At 74.3% G+C, this 12,045-nt stretch carries 12 protein-coding genes and 1 riboswitch; of the genes, 7 read left to right on the plus strand and 5 right to left on the minus strand.

Annotation, left to right across the window (positions count from 1 at the left end; all coding sequences use genetic code 11):
* The first annotated feature begins 46 nt into the window (after positions 1-46).
* Positions 47-1,546, plus strand: coding sequence for an MFS transporter (locus ACRAKJ_RS02105; protein WP_438925818.1), 1,500 nt, complete (start codon positions 47-49; stop codon positions 1,544-1,546).
* On the opposite strand, the gene ACRAKJ_RS02110 is transcribed toward ACRAKJ_RS02105, so the two are convergent.
* Positions 1,543-2,520 carry a pyridoxal-phosphate dependent enzyme gene (locus ACRAKJ_RS02110; protein WP_438925817.1) on the minus strand — a complete coding sequence of 326 codons (978 nt, stop codon included), beginning with the start codon at positions 2,518-2,520 and terminating at the stop codon, positions 1,543-1,545. The two genes, ACRAKJ_RS02105 and ACRAKJ_RS02110, sit on opposite strands and share 4 nt — an antisense overlap.
* 711 nt (positions 2,521-3,231) lie before the next feature.
* Here ACRAKJ_RS02110 and ACRAKJ_RS02115 point away from each other — a divergent pair.
* Positions 3,232-4,251 (plus strand): alpha-lytic protease prodomain-containing protein, encoded by a 1,020-nt coding sequence (locus ACRAKJ_RS02115; RefSeq protein ID WP_438925816.1) that lies wholly within the window; start codon positions 3,232-3,234, stop codon positions 4,249-4,251.
* 138 nt (positions 4,252-4,389) lie between these two features.
* Here ACRAKJ_RS02115 and thiE read toward each other — a convergent pair whose 3' ends face one another.
* Positions 4,390-5,055 (minus strand): thiamine phosphate synthase, encoded by a 666-nt coding sequence (thiE, locus tag ACRAKJ_RS02120; protein WP_438925815.1) that lies wholly within the window; start codon positions 5,053-5,055, stop codon positions 4,390-4,392.
* A 44-nt stretch (positions 5,056-5,099) separates the two neighbouring features.
* A riboswitch (TPP riboswitch) is annotated at positions 5,100-5,211 on the plus strand.
* Between thiE and thiO the strand changes: the two genes are divergently transcribed.
* The 4 genes from thiO (at position 5,197) to ACRAKJ_RS02140 (ending at position 7,698) form a co-directional block, all read left to right on the plus strand.
* A complete protein-coding gene (gene thiO / locus ACRAKJ_RS02125) occupies positions 5,197-6,198 on the plus strand; it encodes a glycine oxidase ThiO (RefSeq protein ID WP_438925814.1) in 1,002 nt (333 codons plus the stop codon). Its footprint overlaps the riboswitch before it by 15 nt.
* Positions 6,198-6,398, plus strand: coding sequence for a sulfur carrier protein ThiS (gene thiS / locus ACRAKJ_RS02130; RefSeq protein ID WP_438925813.1), 201 nt, complete (start codon positions 6,198-6,200; stop codon positions 6,396-6,398). The genes thiO and thiS overlap by 1 nt, the downstream gene beginning before the upstream one ends.
* A gap of 1 nt (position 6,399) precedes the next feature.
* Positions 6,400-7,155: a thiazole synthase gene (thiG, locus tag ACRAKJ_RS02135; protein ID WP_438925812.1), complete on the plus strand. Its 756-nt coding sequence runs from the start codon at positions 6,400-6,402 to the stop codon at positions 7,153-7,155.
* 102 nt (positions 7,156-7,257) lie between these two features.
* The gene (locus ACRAKJ_RS02140; RefSeq protein ID WP_438925811.1) at positions 7,258-7,698 is read left to right on the plus strand and encodes a MarR family transcriptional regulator; all 441 of its coding nucleotides are present in this window, start codon (positions 7,258-7,260) and stop codon (positions 7,696-7,698) included.
* Positions 7,699-7,789: 91 nt separating this feature from the next.
* Here ACRAKJ_RS02140 and thiD read toward each other — a convergent pair whose 3' ends face one another.
* Together thiD and thiC are read right to left on the minus strand one after the other, a co-directional pair.
* Positions 7,790-8,602 carry a bifunctional hydroxymethylpyrimidine kinase/phosphomethylpyrimidine kinase gene (gene thiD / locus ACRAKJ_RS02145; protein WP_438925810.1) on the minus strand — a complete coding sequence of 271 codons (813 nt, stop codon included), beginning with the start codon at positions 8,600-8,602 and terminating at the stop codon, positions 7,790-7,792.
* Between the two features lie 13 nt (positions 8,603-8,615).
* Positions 8,616-10,265, minus strand: a complete 1,650-nt coding sequence (thiC, locus tag ACRAKJ_RS02150; protein ID WP_438925809.1) for a phosphomethylpyrimidine synthase ThiC — start codon at positions 10,263-10,265, stop codon at positions 8,616-8,618.
* Positions 10,266-10,470: 205 nt separating this feature from the next.
* Here thiC and ACRAKJ_RS02155 point away from each other — a divergent pair, with 205 nt between their 5' ends.
* Complete coding sequence (locus ACRAKJ_RS02155; protein WP_438925808.1) at positions 10,471-11,355, plus strand: hypothetical protein; 885 nt, start codon at positions 10,471-10,473, stop codon at positions 11,353-11,355.
* Positions 11,356-11,386: 31 nt separating this feature from the next.
* Here the strand turns inward: ACRAKJ_RS02155 and ACRAKJ_RS02160 are convergent, their stop codons facing one another.
* Entirely contained in the window at positions 11,387-11,974 is a 588-nt protein-coding gene (locus ACRAKJ_RS02160; protein WP_438925807.1) for a peptide deformylase, read from the minus strand.
* Positions 11,975-12,045 lie beyond the last annotated feature (71 nt).

Raw genomic sequence — 12,045 nt, forward strand, 5'->3', positions numbered from 1 at the left:
CCGACCCGCCGCCCCCGCCGCGCCGGTCCGCCACCACACTGTGCCGGTGGCGCAGACGGTGGTGTGGGGCACGGGGCGGGCCAGGGCGGTGCTGGCCACGACGATCCTCGGCTCGGGCATGGCGATGCTCGACAGCACGATCGTCAACGTCGCCCTGCCGCGGATCGGCGCGGAGCTGGGCGCGTCCGTCGCGGGCCTCCAGTGGGTGCTCGACGGCTACCTGCTGGCGCTGGCCGCGCTGGTCCTGGTCGCCGGGTCGCTGGGCGACCACTACGGCCGCCGCCGCGTGTTCACCGCCGGCGTGCTGTGGTTCGGCGTCGCGTCCCTGCTCTGCGGGCTGGCCCCGACCACGGAGCTGCTGGTGCTCGCCCGCGTCCTGCAGGGCGTCGGCGGCGCGCTGCTCACGCCGGGCTCGCTCGCGATCCTCCAGTCGGTGTTCGCCCGCGGCGACCGGGCGAAGGCGATCGGCGCGTGGTCGGGCCTGTCCGGCGTGGCCACCGCGGTCGGGCCGCTGGTCGGCGGCCTGCTGGTGCAGGCGTGGTCGTGGCGGCTGGCGTTCCTGGTCAACCTGCCGGTGGCCGTGGTCTGCGTGTGGCTCGCCCGCCGCCACGTTCCCGAGTCGCGCGACGAGCAGGTGTCGGGTCATCCGACCATTGGCGGGTCGGTCATCGGAGCACTGGGGCTGACCGGCATCACCGCCGCGCTGGTGGAGGCACCGGTGCGCGGACCCGACGCGCTGGTCCTCTCCGCCGCCGTCCTCGGGGTCGCGGGCCTGGTGGCGTTCGTCGTCCTGCAACGCCGCGGGCGCGACCCGCTCGTCCCGCCGCAATTGTTCAGCGATCGAACGTTCGTCCTGGCCAACGCCCTGACGTTCCTGGTCTACGCGGCCCTGGGCGGGGTGATGGTGCTGATGGTGCTCCAGCTCCAGGTGTCGCTGCACTACCCGCCGACGGCCGCCGGGCTGGCGAGCCTGCCCATCACGCTGATCATGCTGGCGCTGTCCGCGCGCTCCGGGAACCTGGCCCAGCGCATCGGCCCGAAGGCGCAACTCATCGGAGGACCGCTCGTCATCGGCGTCGGGATGCTCATGCTGCGGTGGGCGGAGCCGGGTGCGTCGTACTGGACGGGCGTGCTGCCCGGCGTCGTGGTGTTCGGGCTGGGGCTGGCCGCCGTGGTGGCCCCGGTGACGGCGACCGTGCTGGCCGCCGCCCCGGACCGCTACGCGGGTGTCGCCTCCGGCGTGAACAACGCGGTCGCCCGCACCGGCAGCCTGGTCGCGGTCGCCGTGCTGCCCGCCGTGGCGGGCCTGAGCGGCGCCGGCTACACCGACCCGGCCGTCCTCACCGGGGGCTGGCGGACCGCGCTGCTGGTGTGCGCGGCGGCGTCGGCAGTCGGCGGCCTGCTGGCGATCGGCACCGACAACGGCGTGTTCGCCGCCGCCGCCCGGGAGGACCCGGCGCCGGGGCCGGGGGACTGCCACAGCTGCGGCGTCGACTCGCCCCCGACGCACCTGCGCGCCCGCTCGGGCCCCGGCCGGCCCGGCTAGCCGAGGAGCAGCTCGGCGAACACCTCGGGGTCGACGTTCCCGCCGGACAGCACCACCGCGGTCGGCCCGGCGTACCGCTCCCGCAGGGCTGCCGCGAACGCCACCGCGCCGCTGGGCTCCACGACCAGCCTGGCCTCCCGCGCGAGCCGCCGCACGGCCGCCCGGATCTCGTCCTCCGACACGGTGACCAGGTCGTCCACGTAGGCGCGCAGGTGGGCGAAGGTCAGCTCCGACGGTTCGGCGCGCAGCCCGTCGGCGATGGTCCGCGCCCGGTCGGCGGGGCTCCACCGCACCAGCGACCCGGCCCGCAGCGAGGCGGCGGCGTCGCCGGCCAGCTCCGGTTCGACGCCGACGACCCGCGTGCGCGGCGAGAGCGCCTTCACCGCGGTGGCCACGCCGGAGAGCAGCCCGCCGCCGCTGACCGGCACCAGCACGGTGGCCACGTCGGGCAGGTCGGCCACCACCTCCAGCCCGACGGTGCCCTGGCCGGCGATGACGTCGGGGTGGTCGAACGGCGGCACGAGCGTCGCCCCGAGCTCGGCGACCAGCTCGGCGGCCCGCGACTCGCGCTCGGCCATCGGCACCCGCACCACCCGCGCGCCGTGCGCGAGGGTCGCCTCCACCTTCACCCGCGGCGTCGTGTCGGGCACGACGATCGTCGCGGGCACCCCGAACCGCTTCGCCGCGTACGCCACGGCCTGCGCGTGGTTGCCGCTGGAGTAGGCGACGACGCCGCGCGCCCGCACGTCCTCGGGCAGCCGGGCCAGGGCGTGGTACGCGCCGCGGATCTTGAACGCGCCGACCGGCTGGAGGCTCTCCGGCTTGAGCCACAGCCCGCCGCCGTCCCCGCCGACCCCACCGCCGCCGGCCTCACCGCCGTCGCCGGCGGCGAACCGCAGCAGCGGCGTGCGCACGACGGCCGGGGCGATCAGCCCGGCGGCGGAGCGGATGTCCGAGATCGTCACGAGTGCCATGCCCCGATCCTCGCTCGGAATCGATCCAGTGGACCGACCCCGACCCCGGTGCGACCCCGCCGGCGGTTCCCGCGTCCCGGTTCGATACCGCGTCGAACGCGGAAACTCCTTCGGCATCACCCGCTCAGCCCAGCAGCTTTCACACGTCCGAGGCGGATATCGCCGAATCACTTACATCTGGCAAAACCGCCCGAATCGGTGATCGAATAACTACCTTGAGTGAGAGTTAACTGTCAAACGCTACACAGCGCAGTTGAATCGACGTGCGCTGTGACACACTTTCGCCTCAGATGGCCCGGACCGTCATAGGTAACAGGGTCATAACGTCGCTCGAACGGGTGAGTACTGGTCGGTAGAGACCGGGGAGGAGGGCCTGATGCGGACGCGCAAGGGCCCGCTCACGGCGTTCGAGAGCACTTCGGAGATCGGCCCATGACCGGGACGAGAAAAGGAGGGGTGGGGCGACCCCTGCCGCCGCCCCACCACCCGTCCCCCTAGAGCCCCCGAGAGCGGTCCCTGCAACCAGGCTCTCGGGCACCCTGCACCCGAAGATGAGGGAGACGCCTAATGAACCGCACGAGTGCGGCCCGCCTTGCCGCGGCTGCCTTGCTCGCCGCCGGCGCAGCTACAGCACTAAGCGTACCGGCGATTGCGGACACCGCCGCCCCCTATGGCGGAAGCTCCTCCGACACGGAGAGCTACCCCGCCGAGTTGCTCCAAGCGGCGCAACGCGACCTCGGCCTGACCGCCGAACAGGTCACCGCCCGTCTGGCGAGTGACTCCCGCTCGGGTGAGCTGGAGTCCTCCGCCAAGGCGGCCGTGGGCGCCGCCTACGCGGGTTCCTGGATCAACGCCGCGACGGGCAAGCTCGTCGTCGCGGTGACCGACCCGGCCAAGGCGGACGCGGCCCGCGCCGCGGGCGCCGACGCCAGGTTCGTCGCCTTCTCGCACCAGCAGCTCACCTCCGCCAAGGCGTCGATCGACGCCCTGGCCGCCCCGAAGTCGGTCACCGGCTGGCGGGTGGACGAGCAGACCAACTCGGTCGTCGTCGAGGTCAACCGGCACCAGCGCGACGCCGCGGCCGACGCGTTCGTCGCGTCCGCGAGGTCGGTCAGCGCGTCGGTGCGCGTGGTCGAGGTCGACGAGTCCCCGACCACGCTCTACGACACCCGCGGTGGCGACGCCTACTACATCGGCTCCGGCCGGTGCTCGGTCGGCTTCGCCGTCTCGGGCGGCTTCGTGACCGCGGGCCACTGCGGCCGCACGGGCGCCGCGACGACCGGCTTCAACCGCGTCTCGCAGGGCACGTTCGCGGGTTCCTCGTTCCCCGGCAACGACTACGCCTGGGTGCGCACGAACTCCAACTGGACGTCCCGCCCGTGGGTCAACCGCTACAACGGCTCCAACGTCACCGTGACCGGCTCCACGTCGGCGGCGGTCGGCGCGGCGATCTGCCGCTCCGGCTCCACCACCGGCTGGCGCTGCGGCACCGTCCAGGCCAAGAACTCGACGGTGAACTACCCGCAGGGCACGGTGTCCGGCCTGACCCGCACGAACGCCTGCGCCGAGCCCGGTGACTCGGGTGGTTCGTGGGTGGCGGGCTCCGGCTACAGCCAGGCCCAGGGCGTGACCTCCGGCGGTTCGGGCAACTGCTCCTCCGGCGGCACGACCTACTTCCAGCCGGTCGGCGAGATCCTCAGCGCCTACGGCCTGAGCCTCACCCGCGGCTAGTCCGCCGCACCGCTCCACGGCGCGCGGCCGTCGTCCCCCCAGTGCCGCGCACCACGTCGGGAACACCCCCCGGGCCCGGACTCCTCCCCGGCCCGGGGGGTGTTCCCCTGTGCGGGGGTGTTCCCGTGCACGGCCGGGTCACGCCCCGGCCGGCGGGGGAGCGCCGGTCAGCCGGCCCCTCAGCCACGCCGCGGCCTCGCGGGGGTCCTCGGCCTCGGTGATCGCGCGCACGACCACCACCCGCTCCGCGCCCGCGGCCAGCACCTCGGGCAGCCGCGCCCGGTCGACGCCGCCGATGGCGAACCACGGCCGCCCCGTCGTGCCGGCGGTGGCCCGCACGAGGTCGAGGCCCGGCGCGGGCCGACCCGGTTTCGTCGGCGTCGGCCAGCACGGCCCCGTGCAGAAGTAGTCCACGCCCGGCTCGACCGCCGCCGCCCGCGCCTGCGCCACGTCGTGCGTGGAGCGGCCGATCACCACGTCCTCGCCCACGACGCGGCGGGCGAGCGGCACCGGCAGGTCGTCCTGGCCCAGGTGCAGCACGTCGGCGTCCACGGCCAGCGCCACGTCCGCCCGGTCGTTGACCGCGAGCAGCGCGCCGTGCCGGGCGCACGCCTCCGCCAGCACCTCCAGCGCCGCGATCTCCTGCCGCGCCTCCAACCCCTTGTCCCGGAGCTGGACGACGTCCACGCCGCCCGCGAGCGCCGCGTCGGCGAACTCCGCGAGGTCGGGCCGGTCGGGGGTGCAGAGGTAGAGCCGCGCGTCGGCGAGCCGCCGCCTGATCCGCGTTCCGTCGAGTCCTGGCACGGGCCGCACGGTAACCGCCGGGCCGCCGCGTGCGCTACGGTGGAGGCGGTCCGCACGGGAGCCCGGAGGACACCGGGCTGAGAGGGAGCGTGGTCCGCTCCGACCGTCGAACCTGATCCGGGTCATGCCGGCGCAGGGAGCGTGAGTGCCTTGGTCCATCGGGTGACCGTCGTCGGCGGCGGTGTCATCGGCCTGTCCTGCGCCTGGTCCGCGGCGCGCGCCGGCTACCGCGTCGACCTGGTCGACCACCCCTCCCCGCACGGCGGTTCGTGGGTGGCGGGCGGGATGCTCGCGCCGATCACCGAGGCGTGGCCGGGCGACGAGGACGTGCTGCGGCTCGGCGTCGAGTCCCTGGCCCTGTGGCCGGGCTTCGCCCGCGACCTGGGCGTCGGGCTGAGCCCCGTCGGCACCCTCCAGGTGGCCGTGGACCGCGCCGACGTCGAGGTCCTGGACCAGCTGTGCGCCTACCTGGCCACGATGGGCCGCGCCTCCACCCGCCTGACCCACCGCGAGCTGCGCGCCCTGGAACCCGGCCTCGGCAACGTCCGCGGTGGACTGTCCGTGCCGGGTGACCTGGCGGTGGACAACCGCGCCCTGCTGCGCGCCCTGCGCGACGCCTGCTCCTCCGCAGGGGTGCGCTTCACCGACACCCGCGGCCCCGCCGACGCGACCGTCATCGCGGCCGGCGCGTGGAGCCGCGACCTGCACCCCGCGCTGCGCGACGTGGTCCGGCCCGTGAAGGGCGAGATCCTGCGCCTGGAAGCACGTCCCGGCGCCCTGCCGCCGCCCCGGCACACCCTCCGCGCCCATGTGTCCGGCCGCCCCGTCTACCTGGTGCCCCGCACCGGCGGGCTGGTGCTCGGCGCCACCCAGTACGAGGCCGGCTTCGACACCGCCGTCACCGTCGGCGGCGTGCGCGACCTGCTGCGCGACGCCGAGGTCGTGTGGCCGGGCATCGCCGAGTACGCGCTGGTCGAGACCGCCGCCGGGTTCCGCGCGGGCAGCCCCGACAACGCGCCCGTCGTCCGCTGGCTCGAACCCGGCGTGCTGGCCGCCACCGGCCACCACCGCAACGGCCTGCTGCTCGCGCCCGCCACGGCGCGGCGCGTGCTCACCCTGCTCCGCGAAGGAGGAAACGCTTGATGGAGGCGAAGGTCAACGGCTCGGTGCGGGAACTCGCCGACGGCGCGACCGTGGCGACCGTGCTGGCGCTGCTCGGCGCGCCCGCCACCGGTGTCGCGGTCGCGGTGGACGGCGAGGTCGTGCCGCGCACCGCGTGGGCGACGACCGCGGTGCCGGCCGGCGCCGCCGTCGAGGTGCTGACCGCCGTGCAGGGAGGGTGACGTGGACGACCCGTTGGTGATCGCCGGCCGCGAGTTCGGCTCCCGCCTGGTGATGGGCACCGGGGGCGCGGCGAACCTGTCGGTCCTGGAACGCGCGCTCGTCGCCTCCGGCACGCAGCTGACCACGGTGGCCATGCGCCGCCTCGACGCGTCCGGCGGCGGCGTGCTGGACCTGCTGACCCGCCTGGGCATCGAGGCCCTGCCCAACACCGCCGGCTGCCGCACCGCCGCCGAGGCCGTGCTGACCGCCCGCCTCGCCCGCGAGGCCCTCGGCACGCACTGGGTGAAGCTGGAGGTCGTCGCCGACGACCAGACCCTCCTGCCCGACCCGGTGGAGCTGCTCGACGCCGCCGAGCGGCTCGTCGACGACGGGTTCGTCGTGCTGCCCTACACCAACGACGACCCGGTGCTGGCGCTGCGCCTGGAGCAGGCGGGCTGCGCCGCCGTCATGCCGCTGGGCTCCCCGATCGGCACCGGCCTGGGCATCCGCAACCCGCACAACCTGGAGCTGATCGTGGCGCGGGCGTCCGTGCCGGTGATCCTGGACGCGGGCGTGGGCACCGCCTCCGACGCCGCCCTGGCCATGGAGCTGGGCTGTTCGGCGGTGCTGCTGGCGACCGCCGTGACCCGCGCGCAGGACCCGGAACTCATGGCCGCCGCCATGCGTTGCGGGGTGGAGGCGGGACGGCTCGCGCGGTTGGCGGGGCGCATCCCGAAGCGGTTCTGGGCGCACGCGTCGAGCCCGGCCGTCGTCTGACCGCCGTGCGCCCGCGACCGGGCAGGTCTCAGCGGTAGGACGATTGCGGGGCACGGCATGATGGATGCCCACCGTGTCCGTCTGCCCGAGGAGGAACGTGCCGTGACGGCCGACCAGGTCGACCCGGTGGAGGACGCCACCGCCCGGCTGTACCTCGCCATCGGCAGGCTCTCCCGGCTGCTGCGCCGCACCGGGTCCCCCGGGCTGGGACCCGGCGCGGTGTCCGCGCTCGCCACGCTGGCCCGCTGCGGCCCCATGCGGCTGGGCGACCTGGCCGCGAAGGAGGGGGTCGCCCCGCCGACCCTGTCCCGCATCGTCGCCGCCCTCGTGGAGGCGGGGTACGTCAAGCGCGACCCCGACCCGCAGGACGGCCGCGCCTGGCTCGCCACCCCCACCCCGGAGGGCGAGACGATGGTGTCCGGCGTCCGCTCCGCGCGGGTCCGCGAGCTCCAGCGCCGGATCGAGGACATGACCCCGGCGCACCGCGCGGCGCTGCTCGACGCCCTGCCCGCGCTGGAGGAACTGGTCGGCGAGGTCGGCTGACCCCGCCCCGGCCCCGCCCCGGCCCGTTCCGCCCCGGCCCGGCCCGAACGCCGCCCCCGCACGACGGTCCGTCGTGCGGGGGCGGCGGGCACTACCGCCCCGCGTCCGGCAGCCGCCACAGCGGCGACACCGGCCCGACCCCGCCGCCCAGCGGGTAGGACGCGGCCACCGACCGCACGACGAAGTCCTTGCCGAACCGCACCGCCTCCGGCACCGACTCGCCCCGCGCCAGCCGCGAGCAGATCGCCGACGCCAGCGTGTCGCCCGACCCGTGCGTGTTCTTCACGTCGTAGCGCGGACCGAGGAACTCGTGGAACTCCGACCCGTCGTAGAGCACGTCCAGGCACTCCGGGTCGTCCCACAGGTGACCGCCCTTGACCAGCACCCACGCCGGCCCCAGCGCGTGCAGCGCCTCCGCGGCCTTGCGCTGGTCGGCCCGGCTGCGCACCTCGACACCGGTGATCAGCCGCACCTCGTCCAGGTTCGGCGTGACCAGCGTGGCCCTCGGGAACAGCAGGGTCCGCAGCGCCTCCAGCGCGTCGTCGGCCAGCAGCTGGTGGCCGTGCATCGACGCGGCCACCGGGTCCACCACGAACGGCCCGACGTCCACCCGGTCCAGCGCGCCCGCGACGGCCTCGATGATCGCCGCCGACGCCAGCATCCCCGTCTTCGCCGCGCCCACCCCGATGTCGGTGGCCACCGCCTCGATCTGCGCGGCCACCACCTCCGGCGGGATCTCGGTGAACCCGGTGACGCCCAGCGAGTTCTGCACGGTCACCGCCGTGACCGCCGTCATGCCGTGCACGCCGCACGCGAACAGCGTCCGCAGGTCGGCCTGGAGGCCCGCACCACCGCCGGAGTCGGACCCGGCGATGGTGAGGACCCTGGGGGGCGTCTCCGCCATCAGTCGACCTCCATCAGTCGACCACCGGCAGGTACACCTTGTTGCCGTGGTCGGAGAACTCGTGCGACTTCTCGTCCATGCCCGCCTCGATCGCCTCCACAGTGGACAGCCCGCGCTCCTCGGCGTACCGCCGCACGTCCTGGGTGATCTTCATCGAGCAGAACTTCGGCCCGCACATCGAGCAGAAGTGCGCCGTCTTCGCCGGCGCGGCGGGCAGCGTCTCGTCGTGGTACGACCGCGCCGTGTCCGGGTCCAGCGACAGGTTGAACTGGTCCTCCCAGCGGAACTCGAACCGCGCCTTCGACAGCGCGTCGTCCCAGTCCTGCACCCCCGGGTGCCCCTTGGCGAGGTCGGCCGAGTGCGCCGCGATCTTGTACGTGATCACGCCCGTCTTCACGTCGTCCCGGTTCGGCAGGCCCAGGTGCTCCTTCGGGGTCACGTAGCACAGCATGGCCGTGCCCAACCAGCCGATCTGCGCCGCCCCGATCGCCGACGTGATGTGGTCGTAGGCGGGCGCGATGTCCGTGGCCAGCGGCCCCAGGGTGTAGAACGGCGCCTCGCCGCACCACTCCTCCTCCAACCGCACGTTCTCCGCGATCTTGTGCATCGGCACGTGACCCGGGCCCTCGATCATCACCTGCACGTCGTGGGCGCGCGCGACGTGCGTCAGCTCGCCCAGCGTCCGCAGCTCCGCGAACTGGGCCTCGTCGTTGGCGTCCGCGATCGACCCCGGCCGCAGGCCGTCACCCAGCGAGAACGTCACGTCGTAGGCGCGCAGGATCTCGCACAGCTCCTCGAAGTGCGTGTAGAGGAAGCTCTCCCGGTGGTGCGCCAGGCACCACGCCGCCATGATCGACCCGCCGCGCGACACGATGCCCGTCACCCGCTTCGCGGTCAGCGGCACGTACCGCAGCAGCACGCCCGCGTGCACCGTCATGTAGTCCACGCCCTGCTCGGCCTGCTCCACGACGGTGTCCCGGTACACCTCCCACGACAGCTTCGCCGGGTCGCCGTCCACCTTCTCCAGCGCCTGGTAGATCGGCACCGTGCCGATCGGCACCGGCGAGTTGCGCACGATCCACTCGCGCGTCTCGTGGATGCGCTTGCCCGTCGACAGGTCCATGATCGTGTCGGCACCCCACCGCGACGCCCACACCATCTTCTCCACCTCCTCCTCGATCGAGGAGGACACCGCCGAGTTCCCGATGTTCGCGTTGACCTTCACCAGGAACTTCTTCCCGATGATCATCGGCTCGGCCTCGGGGTGGTTCCGGTTGAGCGGGATCACCGCCCGCCCGATCGCCACCTCGTCCCGCACGAACTCCGGGCTCATCCGCTCCCGCGCGGCCACGAACCGCATCTCGGGCGTGATGACCCCCGCCTTCGCGTACGCCAACTGCGTCACCGCGCCGTTCAGCGGCCCGCGGGCCGCCACCCACCCCTCGCGCAACCTCGGCAGTCCACTGTGGACGTCGATGGTCGCGTTCGCGTCGGTGTACGGCCCGGAAGTGTCGTAGAGGTCCACGTGCTCGCCGTTGGTCAGCTCCACCCGGCGGAAGGGCACCCGCACGTCCTCGTCCACCTGGACGTGGACCTTGTGCGAGCCGGAGATCGGCCCCGTGGTGACGCTGGGCTCCACCGAACGGTCGTCGAGTGCCGTCACGACATTTCCTCCCTACGCCGGCATTACCCGGTCAGGTTCCGGCGGTCGGCGGCACCGGGGTCGCGAACACCCCAGCCGCCCTCTCAGCCCGCTGTGGCGCGAGCTCCCGCGTGTGTTGAGTTGTCCCGGCGACCATAGCCACGCCCGCGTGCCGGTGCCAAGGTGCGGATGCCAAGGAGCACCGTTTGCGCGTACCTTTCACCGCGTGGCTGATCACCAGCCGTTCCCGCCCGGCGCGCGGCGCGTGGCCCGCCCCGCCGCCGTCTCGCCGTGCCCGTCGTGCGGCGACCTCGCGGGTCGCGGCTACCCCGCCTGCCGCTTCTGCGCCGAACTCGTCGACCAGTACTGGCTGCACGACTGGCAGGAGCTGCTCGCCGCCGAGCAGCTCGCCGAGGGCGGCGCGGGCGAGCGCGAACTGGCCGAACTCGTCCTCGCCGACCAGGTCGGCCACCACCCGTGGACCTGCACCGACTGGGCCATGACCCTCATCAGCTGCTCCCAGTGCGGCGACGAGCTGGGCACCGGCCCCGTCGACTGCGTCCGCTGCGCCATGGCCGACGGCCTGCGCTGGTCCTGGGACCACGGCGGCCACCCGAAGGCCATCACGACCGGCGAGCACGCCCTGCGCGTGGCCCGGGCGGCCCTGCGGGCACCCCACCGCCGACGCGGGCCGGTGGTCCTCGCGTGGCGGCTGCTCATGCCGTTCCTGCTGGTCGGGGAGCTGCCCACGGTCGGCCAGGTGCAGCGCGTCCGGGCCGCCGTCCTGGCCGGCGCCTACCCCGAGCTGGCCGCGTGCACCAGCCACGGCGAGCTGGTCGGCCACCCCGAGGTGCCCTGGCGCCGCCCCGAGCGGCCGGTGCGGGCCGAAGCCCACCCGAAGCCATCGCGCGGGCGGGGCGAGGAGGTCGCCGCCGTCACCACGGCTGCGGCTGCGGCTGCGGCTGCGACCACGGCTGCGACCACGGCCGTCGCCGAGCCGCCGCCGGACCGGGTGGAGCCGGTGGTCGAACCGGTGGACCCGGTCGCCGACCCGGTCGCGGAACAGGCGACGGGGAAGGACCCGGACGACCCGGCGGCGGACCCGACCTGACCAGGCCGGACCCGGGCCCGCCGCCCGCCGGTCAGTCGTCGTCCTCGTCGTCCGCGAACGGGTCCTCCGAGGTCGCCGGGTCCCAGCTCAGCCCCGGCACGCCCCACCCGTTGGCCTTGAGCATCCTCTTCGACGCCCGCTTGTACCGCCCCACGAGCCGGTCGAGGTAGATGAACCCGTCGAGGTGGTCGGTCTCGTGCTGGAGGCAGCGCGCGAAGAACCCCGTGCCCTCCACCTCCACCGGCTTCCCGTCGCCGTCGACCCCGGTCACCTTCGCCCACGACGCGCGCCCGGTCGGGTACGCCTCGCCCGGGGCCGACAGGCAGCCCTCGAAGTCGTCGTCCGGGTCCGGCATCCCCAGCGGGACCTCGGAGGTCTCCAGCACCGGGTTCACCACCACGCCCCGGTGTCGCACGCCCTCGTCGTCGGGGCAGTCGTAGACGAACACCCGCAGGTCGATCCCGATCTGGTTCGCCGCGAGCCCCACGCCGTTCGCCGCCGCCATCGTCTCGTACATGTCGTCGACCAGCGCGCGCAACGCCCCGTCGAACACCTCGACGGGGCGGGTCGGGGTGTGGAGCACGGGATCGCCGGCGATCCGGATGGGGTGAACTGCCATGACGCGCAGCCTAACGGCGCGCCCGGGCGGACGCGCCGGGCGATGAACCGACCCCCGTGAAGATCACGTGA

The sequence above is a fragment of the Saccharothrix sp. DSM 118769 genome, from assembly GCF_052936295.1.

What these genes read in the sequence shown, in the direction of transcription:
- ACRAKJ_RS02110 (WP_438925817.1), bottom strand. Translation starts at nt 2,520, where the DNA reads ATGGCACTCGTGACGATCTCGGACATCCGCTCCGCCGCCGGGCTGATC.
- thiS (WP_438925813.1), top strand. Translation starts at nt 6,198, where the DNA reads ATGGAGGCGAAGGTCAACGGCTCGGTGCGGGAACTCGCCGACGGCGCG.
- thiD (WP_438925810.1), bottom strand. Translation starts at nt 8,602, where the DNA reads ATGGCGGAGACGCCCCCCAGGGTCCTCACCATCGCCGGGTCCGACTCC.
- ACRAKJ_RS02160 (WP_438925807.1), bottom strand. Translation starts at nt 11,974, where the DNA reads ATGGCAGTTCACCCCATCCGGATCGCCGGCGATCCCGTGCTCCACACC.